The following is a 26,840-nucleotide window of genomic DNA, read 5'->3' on the forward strand; positions in this document are numbered from 1 at the left end:
TTGAAACTCAGCTTCGCACACGCCTCGAACAGTCGATTTTCGAGATTCGTAAGCAGCGGCAATCATTGACCGAAGCCGAGAATAGGCAGCACGAACCCATCGCGATCGTGTCGATGAGTTGCCGCTTTCCGGGCGGCGTTCGCTCTCCAGAAGACCTTTGGAAGCTTTTGCGCGAAGAGCAAGACGCGATATCGACCTTTCCAGAGAACCGCGATTGGGATCTCGATGCGCTCGGCGGAGCGGGCGATTGCCAGGCGCGCGAAGGAGGTTTTCTCGTCGATGCGGACCTTTTCGACCCCGCCTTCTTCGGCATCAGTCCCCGAGAAACCCTCTCTCTCGACCCTCAACAGCGCCTCCTGCTCGAGACCTCCTGGGAAGCTCTGGAGCTTGCAGGCATTGATCCCGCATCGCTTCATGCAAGCCCCACGGGGGTCTTCGTCGGCATCATCCAAGGTGACTACGCCAGCCGGCTAGGGCCCTACGTCACGTCCATCGAAGAGATACGAGACTACGTCGCCACGGGCAATACGGCGAGCGTCGCCTCGGGCCGCATCGCCTATACCTTGGGCTTGGTGGGTCCCGCCCTGAGTGTGGACACCGCTTGCAGCTCCTCCCTCGTTGCCATTCATCTCGCCTGCCAAGCGCTCCGTCACGGTGAATGCTCCCTCGCTCTCGCAGGTGGCGTCACCGTCATGGCTACTCCAGCCATATTCGTGGTGATGAATTCCGAGAGCGCGGGCTCCCCCGATGGACGCTGCAAGTCCTTCTCCGCCGACGCCAATGGCGCCGGTTGGGCCGAAGGCGCGGGCATGTTGCTCCTCGAGAAGCTCTCCGATGCCATCCGCAATGGGCATCCCATCCTCGCCGTCATCAAGGGCTCCGCCGTCAATCAGGACGGCAAGAGTCAAGGCCTCACCGCTCCCAACGGGCCCTCTCAAGAGCGCGTCATTCGGCAGGCGCTCGCCAGCGCTCGACTCTCTCCTCAAGATGTCGACGCCGTCGAAGCCCACGGCACCGGCACCACCCTGGGCGATCCCATCGAGGCCCACGCGCTTCTCGCCACCTACGGGCAGGCACACTCCAAAGACATCCCTCTCTGGCTCGGGAGTCTCAAGTCCAATCTCGGTCATACCCAGGCGGCCGCCGGCGTCGCCGGGGTCATCAAGATGGTCCTCGCGCTTCAGAACGAGCTCTTGCCAAGGACCCTTCACGCCGAGAATCCATCGCCCCACGTCGATTGGGCTTCCGGCTCCCTCCGCCTCCTCAACGAGCACGTTCCATGGGCCGCCAACGCGCGCACTCGTCGTGCGGCCGTCTCCTCCTTCGGCATTTCCGGCACCAACGCGCACCTCATTCTCGAAGAGGCCCCACACCTCGAGAGCTCGCTCGCTCCAGAGCCCTCCGCTCCCGCAGCGCAGCCCTTGCCCGTGTTCCTCTCGGCCAAGTCCGAACCGGCCTTGCGCGCTCAGGCCGAGCGCCTCCGCGACCATCTCCTCGAGCATCCGGAGCTCGAGCTCCGCGACGTCGCCTATTCCCTCGCCACCACGCGCTCTCACTTCGACCACCGCGCCGCCCTCGTCGCGCACGACCGCGACCAGCTCCTCGATTCCCTCCATTCCGTCGCTCTCGCTCAATCCACACACCACGCCGTCCTCGGGCGCTGCGACACCTCCGACGGCAAACTCGTCTTCGTCTTCCCGGGTCAAGGTTCCCAATGGGATGGCATGGCCCGAGACCTGCTCCAAACATCCCCGCCTTTCCGCGAACAGCTCGAAGCCTGCGATCGCGCTCTCGCCCCCCATATCTCCTTCTCCCTTCTCCCTTTCCTCCGCGGCGAGCTCGGCTCCGACTGGCTCGATCGCATCGACGTCGTCCAGCCGGCTCTCTTCGCCGTCATGGTCTCCTTGGCCGCCTTGTGGCGCTCCTTTGGCATCCTCCCCGACGCCGTCGTCGGCCACAGCCAAGGTGAAGTCGCTGCTGCCTTCGTCGCGGGCGCCCTCTCCCTCGAAGATGCCGCAGCCGTCGTCGCCCTCCGCAGCCGCGCTCTCGTCAAACTCGCAGGCCTGGGTGCCATGGCCGCCGTCGAGCGGGGGGTCGACGCTCTCCAGCCTCTCCTGGCTCCCTTCGGGCAGCGCATCGCCATCGCCGCCATCAACAGCCCTCACGCCACACTCCTCTCCGGTGACCTCGACGCCATCGACGAGCTCCTCCTCTCGCTCGCCGACGCTCAGATCTTCGCTCGCAAAGTTCGCGTCGACTACGCCTCCCACTGCGCCCACGTCGACGCCATCAAAGACGAGCTGCTCCAAAACCTCGCGCCCATCTCCCCTCGCTCTTCCACCATTCCTCTCTATTCCACCGTCACCGCCACCTCGCTCGACGGCTCCGAGCTCGACGCCGCCTATTGGTTCCAAAATCTCCGCCAAACCGTCCGCTTCGCAGAGGCCACCGACAAGCTTCTCCTCGACGGCCATCGTTTCTTCGTCGAGGTCAGTCCCCACCCCGTTCTCAACGTCCCTCTCCTCGCTTCCCTCGAGCGCTCCGCCACGGAGGCCGTGGTCGTCCCATCCCTCCGGCGAGACGATGGGGATCTCCCTCGCTTTCTTCTCTCCCTCGGCCAGCTCTACACCCATGGGCGCTCGCTCGATTGGAGCCTTCTTCCCAAGGGGCGTTGCATCCCCTTGCCCACGTACGCCTTCCAGCGCGAGCGCTTTTGGCTCGAGAGCACGGCGCATCGCGCTGACGTCTCCGCCGCCGGCCTATCCTCCGCCGAGCATCCGCTCCTCGGGGCCGTCGTTTCGCTCGCACAAAACGATAGCCTCTTGTTCACGGGTCGACTCTCCCTCGCCGAGCACCCATGGCTTGCAGGCCATGCGGTCTTCGGCTCCGTGCTCTTGCCAGGCACCGCCTTCGTCGAGCTCGCGCTCCTTGCCGCTCACCGCGTCGGGCTCGACCTCCTCGAGGAGCTGACCCTCGAAGCCCCCCTCTCCCTTCCCCAAACGGGCGCCGTCCTGATTCAGATGTCCGTCGGCCCTCTCGACGATGCCGGTCGACGCGCCTTGACCATCCATGGCCGCCCCCACGATGCCACCGACGATGTGCCCTGGACCTGCCATGCTCGCGCCACTCTCGCTACCGGCAGCACCGATTCCATGGGCTTCGACCTCCGCGCCTGGCCTCCTCCGGGCGCCATCGTCGTCCCGATCGAGGGACTCTACGAAACGCTCGCAGCTTCCGGGCTCGTCTACGGTCCCGATTTTCAGGGCCTGCGCGCCGTTTGGAAACGCGGCGACGAGCTCTTTGCCGAAGCCTCTCTCCCACCATCCATCGCCAAGGATGCCTCCCGCTTCGCCATCCATCCCGCTCTCCTCGACTCCGCTCTCCACGCCCTTGCGGCCCACGCGAGCGAGGGCATCCAGGTCTCACTGCCTTTCTCGTGGAACGATGTCTCCCTGCGAACCGTGGGCGCTTCCACCCTCCGCGTCCGCCTTCTGCAAGGTGAAGGCTCCGTCTCCCTCGCCATCGCCGATGCCATCGGCGAGCCCGTCGCCTGCGTGGAGTCCCTTGCCACCCGCCCCGTCTCCGCCGAGCAACTGCACGGGAACCTTGACGCCCATCGCGATGCGCTGCTTCACGTCTCCTGGACTCCGCTGCCCAGCGCTTCGCCTCGCAAGGCCTTCTCCTGGGCTCTCCTCGGAGACACCGACGTCGACCCTGCGCTCCAGATCCAACGCTACACCGACCTCGATGCGCTAAGGCACACGCTCGACCAGGGTGCCTCCGCGCCCGATGGCGTCGTCGTTCCCTTCATCAACGCAAATACCACGGACGTCGTTGCAGACGCCCACCATGCGACCGCCCTTGCACTCGCCCTTTTGCAGGCCTGGGTAAGCGACGAGCGCCTCGCGTCCACACAGCTCGTCTTCCTGACTTCGCGCGCCATCGCCACCCACTCCGACGAAGACGTCCTCGACCTCCCTCATGCGCCCCTCTGGGGCCTCGTTCGCACGGCCCAAAACGAATACCCCGACCTCCCTCTCTTCCTCCTCGACTCCGACCAAGGCGTCGCTTCGCCCGAAGTCTTCACCCCTCTCCCCGGCGACGACAAGCAGCTCGCTCTGCGCGATGGGCAACGCTTCGTCCCGCGATTGATGCGTCTGCGTCAGGTCCCCGCGTCTTCCCACGGAATGCATCCCGAAGGCACCGTGCTCATCACCGGCGCCACAGGGACCCTCGGCGCCCTCGTCGCGCGGCATTTGGTCGAAAACCATGCCGTCAAGCATCTGCTCTTGACCTCACGAAAGGGACCGGCAGCACCCGGCGCCGATGACCTCCGTCGCCAGCTCGAAGACGCCGGCGCCTCCGTCACGGTCGCCGCCTGCGACGTCTCCGATCGCTCCGCGCTGCAAGCGCTGTTGGACACCATCCCCGACGAGCATCCCCTCACCGCCGTCGTCCACTCCGCAGGCATCCTCGACGATGGGCTTCTCTCCGGCATGACCCCCGAGCGCCTCGACTGCGTATTTGCTCCCAAGGTAGATGCCGCCTGGAACCTGCACGAACTCACCAAAGACGAGGATCTCTCCGCCTTCGTCCTCTTCTCGTCGCTCTCGGGCGTCCTAGGAAGCGCCGCTCAAGCCAACTATGCGGCCGCCAACGCCTTCCTCGATGCCCTTGCACAGCATCGCCACGCCATCGGCCTCTCCGCATCTTCCCTCGCCTGGGGCTTTTGGGCCGACTCCTCCGCCATGACCGGCCACCTCCGCGACGCCGATACCGCACGTATGCGGCGCGCAGGAGCCCTGCCTCTCTCGGCCGAAAAGGGGTTCGCGCTCTTCGACAACGCCCTTGCTCGCTCCGAGCCCGCTCTGGTCACGGCTCTCTTCGATCGCTCCGCTCTCCTTGCCAACGCGAATGCCGTTCCCGCTCTCTTCCGGGCTCTCGTCCACGCGCGCTCGGCACGTCCTACTGCAGCCCAGGCCTCGGCTTCCTCACTCGCCCAGCGCTTGCTCGCACTTCCTTCCGCCGAGCAACATACCTTCGTCCTCGATCTCGTCCGCGCCGAGACCGCGACGGTCCTTGGACTCCCCTCGACCGCTGCGCTCGAAACCCATCGCCCTCTGCAGGAGCTCGGGCTCGATTCCCTCATGGCCGTCGAGCTCCGCAATCGGCTCGCCTCCGCCATCGGCCTGAAACTCCAGGCCACGCTCCTCTTCGACTACCCCACGCCTGCCGCGCTCTCCCACTTCTTGACCTCCAAGGTCCTTGGGCGCATCGCCGAGCAACCCCCCGTGCGGCTCGATCCGGCTTCGGACCTCGACCCCATCGCCATCGTCGCCATGAGCTGCCGCTTCCCAGGTGGCATCTCCTCTCCGGCCGATCTCTGGAACTTGCTCCGCGATGGCCAGGACGCCATCTCCCACTTCCCCCAAAACCGTGGATGGGAGCTCGATGCCCTCGACGACGCTGCACAGGGTCAGGTCAACGAGGGGGGCTTCCTTCTCGATGCGGACCGTTTCGACCCTGGCTTCTTCGGCATCAGTCCCCGCGAAACCCTCGCCGTCGATCCTCAGCAACGACTCTTGCTCGAAACTTCCTGGGAAGCCCTCGAACGCGCCGGCATCGACCCTGCCTCTCTTCACGGCTCTCCCACGGGCGTCTTCGTCGGCATCATGTCCAGCGATTACGGCGCTCGCCTTGCCTCCTCCTCCTCCGCTCTGGATGACCTCAAAAGCTTCCTCGGTACCGGTAGCGCCGCCTCCGTTGCCTCCGGACGCATCGCGTACACCTTCGGCCTTCAAGGCCCCACCCTCAGCGTCGACACCGCCTGCTCCTCCTCCCTCGTTGCCATTCATCTAGCCTCTCAGGCTCTTCGTCTCGGCGAATGCTCCCTCGCTCTCGCAGGCGGCGTCACCGTCATGGCCTCTCCCTCCATGTTCGTCATGATGGATGCCGAGAGCGCAGGCGCCCCCGATGGGCGCTGCAAGTCCTTCTCCGCCGACGCCAATGGCGCCGGTTGGGCCGAGGGCGCGGGCATGTTGCTCCTCGAGAAGCTCTCCGATGCGCTCCGCCATGGGCACCCCGTCCTTGCCGTCATCAAGGGCTCCGCCGTCAATCAAGACGGTAAGAGCCAGGGGCTCACCGCTCCCAATGGGCCCTCTCAAGAGCGCGTGATTCGACAGGCGCTCGCCAGCGCTCGCCTCTCTCCTCAAGATGTCGATGCGGTCGAAGCTCACGGGACCGGCACCTCTTTGGGCGACCCGATCGAGGCGCACGCTCTTCTTGCCACGTATGGGGAAGCCCATTCCAAAGACAATCCGCTTTGGCTCGGGAGCCTCAAGTCCAATGTCGGGCATACCCAGGCAGCCGCCGGCGTCGGTGGCGTCATCAAGATGGTCCTCGCGCTTCAGAACGAGCTCTTGCCAAGGACTCTTCACGCCGAAGCTCCATCTCCGCACATCGATTGGTCTTCCGGCCACATCCGCCTCCTCGACGAGGCCGTCCCCTGGACCTCCAACGGGCACCGGCGTCGCGCGGCCGTTTCTTCCTTCGGTATCTCCGGCACCAACGCACACCTCATTCTCGAGGAGGCCCCGCACCTCGAGAGCTCGCTCGCGCCCGAGGTCTCGCCTTTCGCCGTGCCGCAGCCCTTGCCCGTGTTCCTCTCGGCCAAGTCCGAACCGGCCTTGCGCGCTCAGGCCGAGCGCCTCCGTGACCACCTCCTCGAGCATCCGGAGCTCGAGCTCCACGACGTCGCCTATTCCCTCGCCACCACACGCGCTCACTTCGATCACCGCGCCGCTTTCGTCGCGCGCGACCGCGACCAGCTCCTCGATTCCCTCCATTCCGTCGCTCTCGCTCAATCCTCGCACTCCGCCGTCCTCGGGCGCCGCGACGCTTCCGACGGCAAAGTCGTCTTCGTCTTCCCGGGACAAGGCTCGCAATGGGACGGCATGGCACGCTCCCTGCTCGAAACGTCTTCCGTCTTCCGAGAGCAGCTCGAAGCCTGCGACCGAGTACTCGCGCCGCGTCTCTCGTTCTCGCTTCTCCCTTTCCTGCGGGGCGAGCTCGGCTCCGACTGGCTCGATCGCATCGACGTCGTCCAGCCTGCTCTCTTCGCCGTCATGATCTCCTTGGCTGCCTTGTGGCGCTCCTTCGGCATCGTCCCCGACGCCGTTGTCGGCCATAGCCAAGGTGAAGTCGCTGCGGCCTTCGTCGCGGGCGCTCTCTCCCTCGAAGATGCCGCTTCCGTCGTCGCGGTCCGCAGCCGCGCTCTCGTCAAACTCGCGGGGCTTGGCGCCATGGCCGCCGTCGAGCGGGGGGTCGATGCTCTCCAGCCTCTCCTGGCTCCCTTCGGGCAGCGCATCGCCGTCGCCGCCATCAACAGCCCCCAGGCCACCCTCCTCTCCGGTGACGTCGAGGCCATCGACGAGCTCCTCCTATCTCTCGCCGGCGCTCAGATCTTCGCTCGCAAAGTTCGCGTCGACTACGCCTCCCACTGCGCTCACGTGGACGCCATCCAGGACGAGCTGCTCCAAAACCTCGCTCCCATCACGCCTCGCGCTGCCAGCATCCCTCTCTATTCCACCGTCACGGCTACGACGGTCGAGGGCTCCGAGCTCGACGCCACCTATTGGTTCCAAAATCTCCGCCAAACGGTGCGCTTTGCGGAGGCCACCGACAAGCTTCTCCTCGACGGGCATCGTTTCTTCGTCGAGGTCAGCCCCCATCCCGTCCTCAACGTCCCTCTCCTCGCTTCCCTCGAGCGCTCCGCCACGGAGACCGTGGTCGTCCCCTCCCTCCGTCGCGACGAAGGGGCTCTCTCTCGCTTTCTTCTCTCGCTCGGAGAGCTCTATGCGCGGGGGCGCTCGCTCGATTGGAGCCTCGTTCTCCCCAAGGGTCGTCGCGTCCCCTTGCCCACGTACGCCTTCCAGCGCGAGCGCTTCTGGCTCGAGAATACGGCCCAACGCGCCGACGTCCATTCCATCGGCCAATCCTCGGCGGAGCATCCGCTCCTCGGTGCCGCCATCGCGCTCGCGCAGAACGATGGGCTCTTGTTCACGGGTCGACTCTCCCTCGCCGAGCATCCCTGGCTTGCCGGCCATGCGGTCTTCGGCTCCGTGCTCTTGCCAGGCACCGCCTTCGTCGAGCTCGCGCTTCTTGCCGCTCACCGCGTCGGCCTCGACCTCCTCGAGGAGCTCACCCTCGAAGCCCCCCTCTCCCTTCCCGAAACCGGAGCGGTCCTGGTTCAGATGTCCGTCGGCCCCCTCGACGATGCCGGTCGACGCGCCTTGACCATCCATGGCCGTCCCCACGACGCCACCGACGATGCGCTCTGGACCTGCCATGCGCGTGCCACACTCGCTCCCAGCACCTCCGAGCCCACGCCTTTTGACCTCCGCGCCTGGCCCCCTCCGGGTGCCGGCGCCGTCCCGCTCGAGGGACTCTACGGAACCCTCGCGGCTTCCGGGCTCGCCTACGGTCCCGATTTTCAAGGCCTGCGCGCCGTTTGGAAACGCGGCGACGAGCTCTTTGCCGAAGCCTCTCTCCCACCATCCATCGCCAAGGATGCCTCCCGCTTCGCCATCCATCCCGCACTCCTCGACTCCGCTCTCCACGCCCTTGCGGCCCACTCGAGCGAGGGCACCCAGGTCTCACTGCCTTTCTCGTGGAATGATGTCTCCCTGCGGACCGTGGGAGCTTCCACACTCCGCGTCCGCCTTCTGCAAGGTGAAGGCTCCGTCTCCCTCGCCATCGCCGATGCCATGGGCGAGCCCGTCGCCTTCATCGAGTCCCTTGCCACCCGCCCCATCTCTGCCGAGCAACTGCGCGGGAATCTCGACGCCCACCGCGATGCGCTGCTTCACGTCTCCTGGACTTCGCTACCCAGCGCTTTGCCGAGCAAGTCCCTCTCCTGGGCTCTCCTCGGAAACGACGGCATCCTCCCCGCAGTCCAACGCTACGAAGATCTCGATGCGCTAAGGCACGCGCTCGACCAGGGTGGCTCCCCGCCTGACGGCGTCGTCGTTCCCTTCATCAACGCAAATACCACGGACGTCGTTGCAGGCGCGCACCATGCGACCGCACTCGCACTCGCCCTTTTGCAGGCCTGGGTAAGCGACGAGCGCCTCGCGTCCACACAGCTCGTCTTCCTGACGTCTCGCGCCATCGCCACCCAGCCCGACGAAGACGTCCTCGACCTCCCTCACGCCCCCATCTGGGGTCTCGTCCGCTCTGCTCAGAACGAATACCCCGACCTCCCTCTCTTCCTCCTCGACTCCGACCAAACCGACGCTTCTCTCTCCGGAGTCTTTGCCTCTCTCGACTTCGACGACAAGCAGCTTGCTCTGCGCAACGGACTACGACTCGTCCCGCGATTGATGCGCCCGCATCAACCCGTTCCCGCATCTTTCCGAACCATGAATCCCGAAGGCACGGTGCTCATCACCGGAGCCACAGGTACCCTCGGCGCTCTCCTCGCCAGGCATCTCGTCGAGAAGCACGCCGTCAAGTACCTGCTCTTGACCTCCCGTAAGGGCCCTGCTGCTCCCGGCGCCGATGACCTCCGTCGCCAGCTCGAAGACGCCGGCGCCTCCGTCACACTCACCGCCTGCGACGTCTCCGATCACTCCGCGCTGCAAGCGCTGTTGGACACCATCCCCGACGAGCATCCCCTCACCGCCGTCGTCCACTCCGCAGGCATCCTCGACGATGGGCTTCTCTCCGGCATGACCCCCGAGCGCCTCGACCGCGTCTTGGCCCCCAAGGTCGATGCTGCCTGGAACCTGCACGAGCTCACCAAGGACAAGGATCTCTCCGCCTTCGTCCTCTTCTCCTCCCTTGCAAGCGTCCTCGGTGGCCCGGGTCAAGCCAACTACGCCGCCGCCAACGCCTTCCTCGATGCCCTTGCCCATCATCGCCACGCCATCGGCCTGCCCGCATCTTCCCTGGCCTGGGGCTTTTGGGCCGACTCGTCGGCCATGACCAGCCACCTCCGCGACGCCGATACCGCGCGTATGCGGCGCGCAGGCGTCCTGCCCCTCTCCGCCGAAAAGGGTTTCGCGCTCTTCGATAAGGCGTTCGCTCGCTCCGAGCCCGCTCTCGTCACCGCTCTCTTCGATCGCTCCGCTCTCCTTGCCAACGCGAATGCACTTCCCGCTCTCGTCCGGGGTCTCGTTCACACACGCTCGGCACGTCCCGCCGCCGCTCAGGCCTCTGCTTCCTCCCTCGCCCATCGCCTGCTTGCACTTCCTTCCGCCGAGCAACATGCCTTCGTCCTCGATCTCGTCCGCGCCGAGACCGCGACGGTCCTTGGACTCCCAACGCCCGATGCCCTCGAGCCGAAACGCCCGCTGTTCGAACTCGGCCTCGATTCCCTCATGGCCGTCGAGCTCCGCAATCGGCTCGCCTCCGCCATCGGCCTGAAACTCCAGGCCACGCTCCTCTTCGACTACCCCACGCCCGCCGCACTCTCCCACTTCTTGACCTCCAAGGTCCTCGGACGCAACGCCGAGCAACCCGCCATGAGGCTCGATCCGGCTTCGGACCTCGACCCCATCGCCATCGTCGCCATGAGCTGCCGCTTCCCAGGTGGCGTCTCCTCTCCGGCCGATCTCTGGAACTTGCTCCGCGATGGCCAGGACGCCATCTCCCACTTCCCCCAAAACCGCGGATGGGAGCTCGATGCACTCGACGCCGCACAGGGGCAGGTCAACAAGGGGGGCTTTCTCTTCGATGCGGACCGTTTCGACCCTGGCTTCTTCGGCATCAGTCCCCGCGAAACCCTCGCCGTCGATCCTCAGCAACGACTCTTGCTCGAAACTTCCTGGGAAGCCCTCGAACGCGCCGGCATCGACCCTGCCTCTCTTCACGGCTCTCTTACAGGTGTCTTCGTCGGCATCATGTACAGCGATTACGCCACTCGCCTTGCCTCCTCTTCCTCTGCTCAGGATGACCTCAAAAGCTTCCTCGGTACCGGTAGCGCCGCCTCCGTTGCCTCCGGACGCATCGCGTACACCTTCGGCCTTCAAGGCCCCACCCTCAGCGTCGACACCGCCTGCTCCTCCTCCCTCGTTGCCATTCATCTAGCCTCTCAGGCTCTTCGTCTCGGCGAATGCTCCCTCGCTCTCGCAGGCGGCGTTACCGTCATGGCCTCTCCCTCCATGTTCGTCATGATGGATGCCGAGAGCGCAGGCGCCCCCGATGGGCGCTGCAAGTCCTTCTCCGCCGACGCCAATGGCGCCGGTTGGGCCGAGGGCGCGGGCATGTTGCTCCTCGAGAAGCTCTCCGATGCGCTCCGCCATGGGCACCCCGTCCTTGCCGTCATCAAGGGCTCCGCCGTCAATCAAGACGGTAAGAGCCAGGGGCTCACCGCTCCCAATGGGCCCTCTCAAGAGCGCGTGATTCGGCAGGCGCTCGCCAGCGCTCGCCTCTCTCCTCGAGACGTCGATGCGGTCGAAGCTCACGGGACCGGCACCTCTTTGGGCGATCCGATCGAGGCGCACGCGCTTCTTGCCACGTATGGGCAGGCACACTCCAAAAACAATCCGCTTTGGCTCGGAAGCCTCAAGTCCAATGTCGGGCATACCCAGGCAGCCGCCGGCGTCGGTGGCGTCATCAAGATGGTCCTCGCGCTCCAGAACGAGCTCTTGCCGAAGACCCTTCACGCCGAATCTCCATCTCCGCACATCGATTGGTCTTCCGGCCACATCCGCCTCCTCGACGAGGCCGTCCCCTGGGCCTCCAACGGGCGCCCTCGTCGCGCGGCCGTCTCTTCCTTCGGCATCTCCGGCACCAACGCGCACCTCATTCTCGAAGAAGCTCCGCAGTCCGCTATCTCGCTCGCTCCAGAGGCCTCCGCTCCACCCGTAGCGCAGCCCTTGCCCGTGTTCCTCTCGGCCAAGTCCGAACCGGCCTTGCGCGCTCAGGCCGAGCGCCTCCGCGACCACCTCCTCGAGCGGGCCGACGTCCCTCTCCACGACGTCGCCTATTCCCTCGCCACCACACGCGCTCACTTCGACCACCGCGCCGCAATCGTCGCGCGCGACCGCGACCAGCTCCTCGATTCCCTCCATTCCGTCGCTCTCGCTCAATCCTCGCACTCCGCCGTCCTCGGGCGCCGCGACACCTCCGACGGCAAACTCGTCTTCGTCTTCCCGGGACAAGGCTCGCAATGGGACGGCATGGCACGCTCCCTGCTCGAAACGTCTTCCGTCTTCCGAGAGCAGCTCGAAGCCTGCGACCGCGCTCTCGCTCCACACCTCTCCTTCTCCCTTCTCCCTTTCCTGCGCGGGGAGCTCGGCTCCGATTGGCTCGATCGCATCGACGTCGTCCAGCCTGCTCTCTTCGCCGGCATGGTCTCCTTGGCCGCCTTGTGGCGCTCCTTTGGCATCCTCCCCGACGCCGTTGTCGGCCATAGCCAAGGTGAAGTCGCTGCGGCCTTCGTCGCGGGCGCTCTCTCCCTCGAAGATGCCGCTTCCGTCGTCGCGGTCCGCAGCCGCGCGCTCGTCAAACTCGCGGGGCTTGGCGCCATGGCCGCCATCGAGCGGGGGGTCGATGCTCTCCAGCCTCTCCTGGCTCCCTTCGGGCAGCGCATCGCCGTCGCCGCCATCAACAGCCCCCAGGCCACCCTCCTCTCCGGTGACGTCGAGGCCATCGACGAGCTCCTCCTATCTCTCGCCAACGCTCAGATCTTCGCTCGCAAAGTTCGCGTCGACTACGCCTCCCACTGCGCTCACGTGGACGCCATCCAGGACGAGCTGCTCCAATACCTCGCTCCCATCACGCCTCGCGCTGCCAGCATCCCTCTCTATTCCACCGTCACGGCTACGACGGTCGAGGGCTCCGAGCTCGACGCCGCCTATTGGTTCCAAAATCTCCGCCAAACGGTGCGCTTCGCGGAGGCCACCGACAAGCTTCTCGACGACGGGCATCGCTTTTTCGTCGAGGTCAGCCCCCATCCCGTCCTCAACGTCCCTCTCCTCGCTTCCCTCGAGCGCTCCGCCACGGAGACCGTGGTCGTCCCCTCCCTCCGTCGCGACGAAGGAGATCTCCATCGCTTCCTTCTCTCACTCGGGCAGCTCTACGCGCACGGACGCTCGCTCGATTGGTCCCTCGTCCTCCCCAAGGCGCGACGCGTCCCCTTGCCCACGTACGCCTTCCAGCGTGAGCGCTTCTGGCTCGATGCTCCCCCGGCGACCGACGACCGCCTCGACTCCGCTTCTGCTGACGAAATCAGCTTCTGGGACGCCGTCGATCAGGCCGATCTCTCCTCCCTCGCTTCCACTCTCCTTCTCGACCAACCCGACGCACAGTCCGCTCTTGCCTCCCTCCTTCCCTCGCTTTCCAACTGGCACCGTCATCGCAAACAGCTTCGCGCTCTCGACTCCTTCCGATACAGGGTTTGCTGGAAGCCTCTCTCCTCACGCCCCACCGCACTCAGTCTCTCGGGTACCTGGCTGCTGGTCTCTTCCCAACGCGCGTCGGACCAAGCCTTCGTACAGACCCTGACGCACGCTCTCTCCGAGCACGGGGCAACCGTCGTCTCCCTCGCGCTCGACCACGAGGCCACGCCCGCTTCCGTCGCCGCGTGCATTCGCGCCCTGCCTGGCTCCGATACCACCTGGCGCGGCGTGCTCTCCCTTCTCGCACTCGACGAGACTCCACTCCCCGACCACACCGCCTTGCCCGCGGGCCTCGCGATGTCTCTCGCTCTCGTCCAAGCGCTCCATGACTCGCTGGCACCCCTTTGGCTCTTTACTCGGGGTGCGGTCTCCATCGGTCGCGCCGATCCTCTCTTCGCTCCGCTCCAATCGCTTACCTGGGGGCTCGGGCGCGTCGTGGGTCTCGAGTTCCCTGCTCGGTGGGGTGGCCTCGTCGATATCTCGAATGTCGTTACGCGCTCCGATCTCTCGCATCTCCTTCCTGCCCTCGCCCAACGCGACGACGAAGACCAGCTCGCTCTCCGGCCTACGGGACTCTTCGCCCGTCGCCTCGTGCATGCACCCCGACGCCCGGGCTCGAGCCCGTCGACGTTTTGCCCGCGCGGCACCATTCTCGTCACCGGAGGCACCGGCGCTCTCGGAGGACATGTCGCACGCTGGCTCGCCGATCTCGGTGCCCAACACCTCGTTCTCGCCAGCCGGCGCGGACCCGATGCACCAGGCGCGTCCCTACTTCGCGATGAGCTCATCGCGCGCGGCACGCGCGTTACCCTCGCCGCATGCGATGTCGCCGACCGCTCGGCGCTTGCCGCTTTGCTCGCCGACCTCGATACGCGGGGTGACGAGCTTCGCGCCGTCTTTCATACGAGCGGCGTCGCCTTGCCCATGGAGCCACTTTCCGATCTCGACCTCGACGACCTTGCGTTCACAGCCGCTGCGAAAACCCTCGGTGCTCGTCACCTCGACGAGTTGCTCGGCACTCGTCCCCTCGATGCCTTCGTCCTCTTCGCTTCCGGTGCGGGCGTTTGGGGTAGCGGCGGACAAGCCGCCTACGCCGCCGCCAACGCCTTCCTCGATGCCCTCGCCGAGCAGCGGCGCGCTCGCGGGCTTGTCGCAACGTCCATCGCCTGGGGCTCCTGGAGCGGCGGTGGAATGGCCGACAATCCTGACGCCGACCGCGGGCTTCGCCGTCGTGGGATGGCCCCGATGCCTCCCCAGCTCGCCATCGCCTCTCTGCATCAGGCGCTCGATGACGACGAGACTTCCCTCGTTGTCGCAAACATCGATTGGCCGCGCTTTGCGGCCGCCTTCTCGGCGATGCGCCCCCGGCCTTTGCTTTTCGATTTGCCGGAAGCCACCATCGCCGACTCGGACCGCGCCGGCGCTGTCTCCCCGAATGCCGCGCCTTCGTCGTTCGTCCAGCACGCGCTCTCACTTGCACCCGCTGAGCAAGACGCGTTCGTGCTCGATCTCGTCCGCGCCGAGGCCGCGATGGTCCTTGGATTCCCCACGCCCGCGGCGCTCGAGCCCCATCGTCCCCTGCAGGAGCTCGGGCTCGATTCTCTCATGGCCGTCGAGCTCCGCAACCGGCTCGTCGCTGCCACAGGCCTGAAACTCCAAACGACTCTCCTCTTCGATTACCCAACGCCTTTCGCCCTCTCGCGCTTCTTGACGACGCTCGTGCTCGGACGTACCGCCGAGCAGCCTGCGGTGCGGATCGAGCCCGCTTCGGACCAAGAGCCCATCGCCATCGTCGCCATGAGTTGCCGCTTTCCGGGTGGCGTCTCGTCCCCAGAAGACCTCTGGGGCCTGGTGAGCAAAGGCCAAGATGCCATTTCCGCCTTCCCGCAGAACCGCGGCTGGGATCTCGATGCGCTCGATGAGACGGCACCTCACCACGCCCTCCACGGTGGCTTCCTCCTCGATGCCGATCGCTTCGACCCCGCCTTCTTCGGCATCAGTCCCCGCGAAGCGCTCACACTCGATCCTCAGCAGCGTTTGCTTCTCGAAACCACCTGGGAGGCTCTCGAACGCGCAGGCATCGATCCCGCATCGCTCCACGCAAGCCCCACCGGAGTCTTCGTCGGCATCATCCAAGGTGACTACGCGAGCCGGCTCGGGCCATTTGCCACGTCCCTCGAAGAGGTAGGGGATTACGTCGTCACCGGCAACACGGCGAGCGTCGCCTCGGGCCGCATCGCCTATACCTTAGGCTTGGTGGGACCCGCCCTGAGTGTGGACACCGCTTGCAGCTCCTCGCTCGTCGCCATTCATCTCGCCTGCCAGGCACTTCGTCACGGTGAATGTTCGCTCGCGCTCGCAGGCGGTGTCACCGTCATGGCCACTCCGGCCACCTTCATGGTGATGGATTCCGAGAGCGCAGGTGCGCCCGATGGGCGCTGCAAGTCCTTCTCCGCCGACGCCAATGGCGCGGGTTGGGCCGAGGGGGCGGGCATGTTGCTCCTCGAGAAGCTCTCCGATGCCCACCGGAACGGGCATCCCGTCCTCGCCGTCATCAAGGGCTCCGCCGTCAATCAAGATGGCAAGAGCCAAGGCCTCACCGCTCCCAATGGTCCCTCCCAAGAGCGCGTCATTCGGCAGGCACTCGCCAATGCTTGTCTCTCTCCCCAAGACGTCGATGCGGTCGAAGCCCACGGAACCGGCACCACCTTGGGCGATCCCATTGAAGCGCACGCGCTTCTCGCGACATACGGCCAGGCCCATTCCGAAGACAATCCTCTTTGGCTCGGAAGCCTCAAGTCCAATATCGGCCATACGCAGGCAGCCGCGGGCGTCGGCGGGGTCATCAAAATGGTCCTCGCGCTTCAGAACGAGCTCTTGCCGAAGACCCTTCACGGCGAAAATCCTTCCCCGCACATCGATTGGTCTTCCGGCCACATTCGCCTGCTCAACGAGCCGATTCCCTGGGCCGCGAATGGACACCCGCGCCGTGCGGCGGTTTCCTCCTTCGGCATCTCCGGCACCAACGCCCACCTCATTCTCGAAGAGGCCCCGCACCTCGAAAGCTCGCTCGCGCCCGAGGCCTCCTCGGCATCCGTGCCGCAGCCCTTGCCTTTGCTCCTGTCGGCCAGGTCCGAGCAGGCCTTGCGCGCTCAGGCCGAGCGCCTCCGCGAGCATCTCCTCGAACGGCCCGACCTCCACCTCCACGACGTCGCCTATTCCCTCGCCACCACGCGCACACTCTTCGACCACCGCGCCGCCATCGTCGCGCACGATCGCGACCAGCTCCTCGATTCCCTCCATGCCGTCGCTCTCGCTCAATCCACACCCGACGCCGTCCTCGGTCGCCGTGACACCGTTGGCAAAGTCGTCTTCGTCTTCCCTGGCCAAGGTTCCCAGTGGGTCGGCATGGCCCGCTCGCTTCTCGCTTCGTCCTCCGTCTTCCGCGAGCAGCTCGAGGCTTGCGACCACGTCTTTTCTCCCTACCTCCATGGATCCATCCTCGCGGCGCTTCGCGGAGACGACGGCGCGCCCTCCACCGACCGTGTTGACGTCGTCCAGCCCCTCCTCTTCTCCGTCATGGTCTCCCTCGCCGCGCTTTGGCGCTCTTTCGGGGTCTCCCCCGACGCCGTCGTCGGTCACAGCCAGGGGGAGGTCGCCGCGGCCTTCGTCGCCGGTGCCCTATCGCTCGTCGACGCGGCCAAGATCATCGCCCTGCGAAGCCGCGCTCTGGTGCCCTTCGTCGGCCTGGGAAGCATGGCCGCCGTCGAACTATCGCGAGACCAGCTCGAGCCCTACCTCGCTCCGTTCGGACACCGCATCGCCGTTGCCGCCGTCAACAGTCCCCGTGCCACCACCGTGGCCGGGGAGCCTGACGCCATCGACGCCTTGCTTCGCCAACTCCGGGCTCGTCAGATTTTCGCCCTCAAGCTTCGCTCCGACGTGGCTTCTCACTCCGTTCAAATCGACTCCATCCGCGAGCAGCTATTGCGTGAGCTCGGCGACATTCGACCCCAAAAGGCCCTCGTCCCCTTCTACTCCACCGTCACCGGCACGCGGCTCGATGGCGCCGAACTCGATGCCGCCTACTGGTTCGACAACATTCGCCACCCCGTGCTCTTCGGCGACACCATCCTGAGGCTCCTTCAAGAAGAGCATCGCTTCTTCGTCGAGGTGAGTCCGCATCCCGTGCTCGGGCTGCCCTTGCAAGAGACGTTCGAAGCCTCCTCGAGCGAGACGGCGGTCGCCGTGGGCTCACTCTGGCAAGACGAAGGCGGGCTCGAACGTCTGCTGCTCTCGCTCGGCGAACTCCACACGCGCGGCCTGCGCCTCGAGTGGAACGCCTTCTTTCAGTCCGCAAAGCCGCGCCGCATCCCCTTGCCCACGTACGCCTTCCAGCGTGAGCGCTTCTGGCTCGAGAGCACGGCCCATCGCGCCGATGTCCATTCCATCGGCCAATCCTCGGCCGAGCATCCGCTCCTCGGTGCCGCCATCGCGCTCGCGCAAAACGGTGGGTTCCTGTTCACGGGCCGGCTGTCCCTCGCCGAGCACCCATGGCTTGCCGGCCATGCTGTCTTCGGCTCGGTGCTTTTGCCCGGTACTGCGTTCGTCGAGCTTGCGCTTCTTGCCGCTCACCGCGTCGGGCTCGACCTCCTCGAAGAGCTGACGCTCGAAACACCCCTCTTCCTTCCCGAAAGCGGAGCGGTCTTGATTCAGATGTCCGTCGGCCCTCTCCACGATGCCGGTCGACGAGCCTTGACCATCCATGGCCGTCCTCACGACGCCTCCGACGATGTGCCCTGGACCTGCCATGCTCGCGCCACTCTCGCTACCGGCACGACCGATTCCATGGGCTTCGACCTTCGTGCCTGGCCCCCTGCCGGTGCCGTCGCCGTCCCGATCGAGGGACTCTACGAAACCCTCGCGGCTTCCGGGTTCGCCTACGGTCCTGATTTTCAAGGCCTGCGCGCCATTTGGAAACGCGGCGACGAGCTCTTTGCCGAAGCCTCCCTTCCCCAATCCATCGCCAAGGATGCCTCCCGCTTCGCCATCCATCCCGCCCTCCTCGACTCCGCTCTCCACGCGCTTGCGGCCCACTCGAGCGAGGGCATCCCGGTCTCACTGCCTTTCTCGTGGAACGATGTCTCCCTGCGGACCGTGGGAGCATCCACACTCCGCATCTGCTTTCAGCAAGGTGAAAGCTCCGTCTCGCTGGCCATCGCCGATGCCATCGGCGAGCCCGTCGCCTTCGTCGAGTCCCTTGCCTTGCGCCCCGTCTCCGCCGAGCAACTGCGCGGGAATCTCGACACCCACCGCGATGCACTGCTTCACGTCTCCTGGACTCCGCTACCGAGCGCTTCCCCCAGCAAGGCCGTCTCCTGGGCTCTCCTCGGAAACGCCGACCTCGACTCCGCGCTTCAGATCCAACGCTACCCCGACCTCGATGCGCTAAGGCACGCGCTCGATCAAGGTGCCTCCCCTCCCGACGGCGTCGTTGTTCCCTTCAACTCTAAAAAGAACACGGACTCCTCCGCAACCACAGACGTCGTTGCAGACGCCCACGACGCTACCGCGCTCGCCCTCGCCTTTTTGCAGACCTGGGTAAGCGATGAGCGCCTCGCTTCCACAAAGCTCGTCTTCCTGACTTCACGCGCCATCGCCACTCACCCTGACGAAGACGTTCTCGACCTCGCTCATGCTCCCATTTGGGGCCTCGTTCGCTCCGCTCAAAACGAACACCCCGACCTCCCTCTCTTCCTCCTCGACTCCGACCAAGGCGTCCCTTCGCCCGAAGTCTTCGCCTCCCTCCCCAGCGACGACAAGCAGCTCGCTCTGCGCGATGGGCAACGACTCGTTCCTCGATTGACCAACCCCCGCGCTGGCGGCGCGCTCGTCATTCCGCACGATGCCTACTGGCGCCTGCACATTCCAACCAAGGCAAGTTTCGACGCACTCGCGTTCATCGCTCAGCCCCTGCCGCCTCTCGCCGAGGGCCAAGTCCGCATCGACGTGCATGCCGCGGGGCTCAATTTCCGCGATGTGCTCGGCACGCTCGGAATGTACCCCGGCGATTCGGGGCCCCTCGGTGGCGAAGGTGCTGGCGTCGTCACCGAAGTAGGACCCGGCGTCCTCGACTTCGCCGTCGGCGATCGCGTCATGGGGCTGTTTTACTCGGCCTTCGCGCCCACCGCCATCGCCGATGCGCGCATGCTCGTCCCTATGCCCGAGGGGTGGTCTTTCACCCAAGCCGCCAGCGTCCCGATTGTCTTCCTCACTGCCTATTACGGACTGGTCGACCTCGCGCATCTCCAGCCAGGTCAGCGCGTTCTCGTCCACGCCGCTGCCGGTGGCGTTGGTACGGCCGCCGTCCAGATTTCTCGCCACCTCGGAGCCGAAGTCTTCGCCACGGCGAGCCCGGCAAAGTGGAACCACCTGCGCGCTCTCGGATTCGATGACGCGCATCTCGCCTCCTCCCGCACCCTCGACTTCGAAGCTCACTTTCTCGATGCCACCCAAGACCGCGGGATGGACGTCGTACTCAACTCGCTGACCCGCGAGTTCGTCGACGCCTCGTTGCGCCTCTTGCCACGCGGGGGGCGCTTCATCGAGATGGGAAAGACCGACGTCCGCGATCCCAACGCGGTCCGCCTCGCCCATCCAGAGGTCTTCTACCGCGCCTTCGACCTCATCGAAGCAGGGGCGGAACGCATTCACCAGATGCTCACCGACCTTCTCGCTCTGTTCGAGCGCGGCGTCTTGCACCCTCCTCCCATCACGGTCTGGGATGTTCGCCGAGCTCCGCATGCCTTCCGAGCTCTCGCTCGCGCACATCACGTCGGAAAGTTCGTCCTTTCCCTCCCTCGGCCTCTACGCGCAGAGGGCACGGTGCTCATCACCGGAGGGACGGGCACCCTCGGCGCCCTCGTCGCGCGGCATCTCGTCGAAAACCACGGCGCCAAACACCTGCTCTTGACCTCCCGTAAGGGACCCGCAGCTCCCGGCGCCGAGGATCTGCGACGCCAGCTCGAAGTCGCTGGCGCCTCCGTCACCCTCGCCGCCTGCGACGTCAGTGACCGCTCCGCCCTGCAAGCGCTGTTGGACGCCATCCCCAACGAGCATCCCCTCACCGCCGTCGTCCACACCGCGGGAGTCCTCGACGATGGGCTTCTTTCCAGCATGACCCCCGAGCGCATCGACCGCGTCTTTACCCCCAAGATCGATGCCGCCTGGAACCTGCACGAGCTCACCAAAGATAAGGAACTCTCCGCCTTCGTCCTCTTCTCTTCGCTCGCGGGCGTTCTTGGGGCTGCCGGTCAATCCAACTACGCGGCCGCCAACGCCTTCCTCGATGCCCTCGCCCAGCATCGCCACGCCATCGGCCTCCCCGCTTCTTCCCTTGCTTGGGGCTTTTGGGCCGACTCGTCGGCCATGTCCGGCCACCTTCGCGACGCCGATACCGCACGCATGCGCCGCGCAGGTGTCCTGCCTCTCTCGGCCGAGAAGGGGCTCGCGCTCTTCGACAAGGCGTTGGCTCGCTCAGAGCCCGCACTCGTCACCGCTCTCCTCGATCGCTCCGCTCTCTTTGCCAACGCGAATGCCCTTCCCGCTCTCTTCCGAGGTCTCGTTCAGGCGCGCGCGGCACGTCCTACCGCCGCCCAGGTCTCTACTTCTTCCCTCGCCCAGCGCCTGCTCGCACTCGCTCCCCTCGAGCAACACGCCTTCGTCCTCGATCTCGTACGCGCCGAGACGGCGACGGTCCTTGGACTCCCCTCGACCGCAGCGCTCGAACCCCATCGGCCGCTGCAGGAGCTCGGGCTCGATTCCCTCATGGCCGTCGAGCTCCGCAACCGGCTCGCCGCCGTCACCGGCTTGAAGCTCCAAGCCACGCTCCTCTTCGACTACCCCACTCCGGCCGCCCTCTCGGAGTTCTTGGCCGCCAAGATCCTCGGACGCACCGCCGAGCAACCTGCGGTGCGGATCGAGCCCGTCTCCGACCAAGAGCCCATCGCCATCGTCGCCATGAGTTGCCACTTTCCGGGTGGCGTCTCCTCCCCAGAAGACCTCTGGAGCCTGGTGCGCAAAGGCCAGGATGTCATTTCCGCCGCCCCTCGGAACCGCGGCTGGGATCTCGATGCGCTCGATGGGGCGTCGTCTCACCACGACCTCCATGGTGGCTTCCTCCTCGATGCCGATCGCTTCGACCCCGCCTTCTTCGGTATCAGTCCGCGCGAAACGCTCGCACTCGATCCCCAGCAACGTTTGCTTCTCGAAACTTCCTGGGAAGCCTTGGAGCGCGCAGGAATCGATCCGGCATCCCTCCAGGCGAGTCCCACGGGGGTCTTCGTCGGTATTTTCCGAAGTGACTACGCCAGCCAGCTGGGGCCATCCGCTACATCCTTCGATGAGCTTAAGGACTACCTCAGCACCGGCAACACGGCGAGCGTCGCCTCGGGCCGCATCGCCTATACCTTGGGCTTGGTAGGTCCCGCCCTCAGCGTGGACACGGCTTGCAGCTCCTCCCTCGTTGTCATTCATCTCGCCTGCCAAGCACTCCGCCTCGGCGAATGCTCGCTCGCTCTTGCCGGCGGCGTCACCGTTATGGCCTCTCCCGCCATGTTCGTGGTGATGGATTCCGAGAGCGCAGGCGCACCCGATGGCCGCTGCAAGTCCTTCTCCGCCGATGCCAATGGCGCCGGTTGGGCCGAGGGGGCGGGAATGTTGCTCCTCGAGAAGCTCTCCGATGCGCTCCGCCATGGGCACCCCGTCCTTGCCGTCATCAAGGGCTCCGCCGTCAATCAGGACGGCAAGAGTCAAGGACTCACCGCTCCCAATGGGCCCTCTCAAGAGCGCGTGATTCGACAGGCGCTCGCCAGCGCTCGCCTCTCTCCTCAAGACGTCGATGCCGTCGAAGCTCACGGCACCGGCACCACCCTGGGCGATCCCATCGAGGCGCACGCGCTTCTCGCCACGTATGGAGAGGCCCATTCCGAAGACAATCCGCTTTGGCTCGGGAGCCTCAAGTCCAATATCGGGCATGCGCAGGCAGCCGCCGGCGTCGGTGGGGTCATCAAGATGGTCCTCGCGCTTCAGAACGAGCTCTTGCCAAGGACCCTTCACGCCGAAGCTCCATCTCCACACATCGATTGGTCTTCCGGCCACATCCGCCTCCTCAACGAGCCCGTTCCCTGGGCCACCAACGGGCGCCCTCGTCGTGCGGCCGTCTCTTCCTTCGGCATCTCCGGCACCAACGCCCACCTCATTCTCGAAGAGGCTCCACACCTCGAGAGCTCGCTCGCGCCCGAGGCCTCCGCTCCACCCGCAGCGCAGCCCTTGCCCGTGTTCCTCTCGGCCAAGTCCGAGACGGCCTTGCGCGCCCAGGCCGAGCGGCTCCGCGACCACCTCCTCGAGCGTCCGGAGCTCGAGCTCCACGACGTCGCCTATTCCCTCGCCACCACGCGCGCTCACTTCGATCACCGCGCCGCTTTCGTCGCGCGCGACCGCGACCAGCTCCTCGATTCCCTCCAAGCCGTCACTCTCGCTCAATCCACACCCGACGTCGTTCTCGGTCGACGTGACACCGGTGGCAAATTCGTCTTCGTCTTCCCTGGCCAAGGTTCCCAATGGGATGGCATGGCCCGCTCTCTGCTCGAAACGTCCGCGCCCTTCCGCGAGCAACTCGAAGCCTGCGACCGAGCACTCGCGCCGCATCTCTCGTTCTCGATTCTTCCTTTTCTGCGCGGGGAGCTCGGCTCCGATTGGCTCGATCGCATCGACGTCGTCCAGCCTGCTCTTTTCGCCGTCATGGTCTCCTTGGCCGCCTTGTGGCGCTCCTTCGGCATCGTCCCCGACGCCGTCGTCGGCCATAGCCAAGGTGAAGTCGCCGCCGCTTTCGTCGCCGGAGCGCTCTCCCTCGAAGATGCCGCCTCCGTCGTCGCGGTCCGCAGCCGCGCGCTCGTCAAACTCGCGGGGCTTGGCGCCATGGCCGCCGTCGAGCGGGGGGTCGATGCTCTGCAGCCTCTCCTGGCTCCCTTCGGGCAGCGCATCGCCATCGCCGCCATCAACAGCCCCCAGGCCACCCTCGTCTCCGGTGACGTCGAGGCCATCGACGAGCTCCTCCTATCTCTCGCCGGCGCTCAGATCTTCGCTCGCAAAATTCGCGTCGACTACGCCTCCCACTGCGCCCACGTGGACGCCATCCAGGACGAGCTGCTCGAAGAGCTCGCTCCCATCACGCCTCGCGCTGCCAGCATCCCGCTCTATTCCACCGTCACGGCTACGACGGTCGAGGGCTCCGAGCTCGACGCGGCGTATTGGTACCAAAATCTCCGCCAAACGGTGCGCTTCGCCGAGGCCACCGACAAGCTTCTCGAGGACGGGCATCGTTTCTTCGTCGAGGTCAGCCCACATCCCGTCCTCAATGTGCCGTTGCTCGCCTCCGTCGAACGCTCTGCCACGGAGGCCGTTGTCCTTTCCTCGCTCCGTCGCGACGAAGGGGAGCTGGCGCGCTTTCTTCTCTCGCTCGGGGAGCTCTACACGCACGGGCGCTCGCTCGATTGGAGCCTCGTTCTCCCCAAGGGACGTCGCGTCCCCTTGCCCACGTACGCCTTCCAGCGTGAGCGATTCTGGCTCGAGAGCACGGCCCAACGCGCCGACGTCTCCGCCGCCGGCCTATCGCCCGCCGAGCATCCGCTCCTTGGAGCGGCCATCGCGCTCGCGCAGAACGATGGGCTCCTGTTCACGGGTCGACTGTCCCTCGCCGAGCACCCCTGGCTTGCCGGTCATGCGGTCTTCGGCTCGGTGCTCTTGCCCGGAACCGCCTTCGTCGAGCTCGCGCTTCTTGCTGCTCACCGCGTCGGTCTCGACCTCCTCGAGGAGCTCACGCTCGAAGTTCCCCTCTCGCTTCCCGAAACCGGCGCCGTTCTGATTCAGATGTCCGTCGGCCCTCTCGACGATGCCGGTCGACGGGCCTTGACCATCCATGGGCGCGCGCACGACGCCTCCGACGATGCGCTCTGGACCTGCCATGCGCGGGCCACACTCGCTCCCAGCACCTCCGAACCCACGGACTTCGACCTTCGTGCCTGGCCCCCTCCGGGTGCGGAATCGGTTCCGCTCGAGGGACTCTACGGAACCCTCGCGGATTCCGGGCTCGTCTACGGTCCGGATTTTCAAGGCCTTCGCGCCGTTTGGAAACGCGGCGACGAACTCTTTGCCGAGGCCACGCTTCCCCCATCCATCGCCAAGGATGCCTCCCGCTTCGCCATCCATCCCGCCCTCCTCGACTCCGCTCTCCACGCGCTTGCGGCGCACGCGAGTGCGGCTCACTCGGGCGGTGTCGCACTGCCTTTCTCGTGGAACGATGTCTCCCTGCGGACCGTGGGAGCATCCACACTCCGCATCCGCTTTCAGCAAGGTGAAAGCTCCGTCTCGCTGGCCATCGCCGATGCCATCGGCGAGCCCGTCGCCTTCGTCGAGTCCCTTGCCTTGCGCCCCGTCTCCGCCGAGCAACTGCGCGGGAATCTCGACGCCCACCGCGATGCGCTGCTTCACGTCGTCTGGACTCCGCTACCCAGCGCTTCGCCGAGCAAGTCCCTCACCTGGGCTCTCCTAGGAACCGGCAACGTCGACTCCGCGCTCGAAGGCCAACACGTCCAACGCTACGAAAACCTCGATGCGCTAAGGCACGCCCTCGACCAAGGTGGCTCCCCTCCCGACAGCGTCGTCGTTCCCTTCATCGAGGCAAATACCACGGACGTCGTTGTAGACGCCCACGATGCGAGCTCCCTCGCCCTCGCTCTTTTGCAGGCTTGGGTAAGGGACGAACGCCTCGCGTCCACACAGCTCGTCTTCCTGACGTCGCGTGCCATCGGCACCCACCCCGACGAAGACGTTCTCGACCTCCCTCACGCGCCCATCTGGGGTCTCGTCCGCTCCGCTCAGAACGAATACGCCGACCTCCCCATCTTCCTCCTCGACTCCGACCAAGGCGTCGCTTCGCCCGAAGTCTTCGCGCCTGTCCCCAGCGACGACAAGCAGCTCGCGCTGCGCGACGGTCAACGACTCGTCCCGCGATTGATGCGCCCGCATCAACCTGTCCCCGCATCTTCCCGAACCATGAATCCCGAAGGCACCGTGCTCATCACCGGAGCCACCGGTACCCTCGGTGCTCTCCTCGCGCGGCATCTGGTCGAGAACCACGCCGTCAAGCACCTGCTCTTGGCCTCCCGTAAGGGACCGGCTGCTCCCGGTGCCGATGACCTCCGTCGCCAGCTCGAAGTCGCCGGGGCCTCCGTCACGCTCACCGCCTGCGACGTCTCCGATCGCTCCGCTCTCCGCGCCCTGTTGGACAGCATCCCTGACGAGCATCCCCTCACCGCCGTCGTCCATACCGCGGGAGTCCTCGACGATGGGCTTCTCTCCAGCATGACCCCCGAGCGCATCGACCGCGTCTTTGCCCCCAAGGTGGATGCTGCCTGGAATCTGCACGAACTCACCAAAGACAAGGAGCTCTCCGCCTTCGTCCTCTTCTCGTCGCTCGCGGGCGTCTTCGGAGGCACCGGTCAAGCCAACTATGCGGCCGCGAACGCCTTCCTCGATGCCCTCGCCCAGCATCGCCACGCCATCGGCCTCCCCGCTTCTTCCCTGGCCTGGGGCTTTTGGGCCGACTCGTCCGCCATGACCGGCCACCTCCGCGACGCCGATACCGCACGCATGCGACGCGGAGGACTTCTCCCCCTGTCCTCCGAACAGGGGCTTGCGCTCCTCGATACGGCGCTCGCTCGCTCGGAGCCCGCACTCGTTACCGCTCTCCTCGATCGCTCCGCTCTTCAGGCCCATGCTCCCTCCCTCCCGTCTCTCTTCCGAGGTCTCGTTCAGGCGCGCGCGGCACGTCCTACCGCCGCCCAGGTCTCTACTTCCTCCCTCGCCCAGCGCCTGCTCGCACTCGCTCCCCTCGAGCAACACGCCTTCGTCCTCGATCTCGTACGCGCCGAGACGGCGATGGTCCTTGGACTCCCCTCGACCGCAACGCTCGACCCCCATCGCCCGCTGCAGGAGCTCGGGCTCGATTCCCTCATGGCCGTCGAGCTCCGCAACCGGCTCGCCGCCGTCACCGGCCTGAAGCTCCAAGCCACGCTCCTCTTCGACTATCCAACCCCTGAAGCCCTGGCAACGATGCTCGCGAAGAAGCTTTCGCCGGAATCGAACGCAAACTCACTGCCGAAGGGCGACGCGTCCGATCTCGTTGCTGTCAAGAATGCACTGCTTCGCGTCTATTCGAATGCGCAGACGCGCAGATCGGTGAGGACGCTTTTGCAAGGGCTACTCGCGGAGTGGGGCGATGCGGAACGAGCAACGCCCGACGGCAATCTCGACGCGACCGTCGATACCTTTTCGGACGATCAACTCTTCGAGTTCGTCCAGTCGCTAAAGGAATGA

Annotated in this window: 1 protein-coding gene; it reads left to right on the forward strand. The window is 65.9% G+C overall.

The window, feature by feature from the left end; genetic code table 11:
- The first annotated feature begins 113 nt into the window (after positions 1-113).
- Positions 114-26,840, forward strand: a complete 26,727-nt coding sequence (locus tag LVJ94_21625; GenBank protein WXB09818.1) for an SDR family NAD(P)-dependent oxidoreductase — start codon at positions 114-116, stop codon at positions 26,838-26,840.

Source organism: Sorangiineae bacterium MSr11367, from assembly GCA_037157805.1.
Taxonomy (GTDB): Bacteria; Myxococcota_A; Polyangia; order Polyangiales; family Polyangiaceae; genus Pendulispora; species Pendulispora rubella.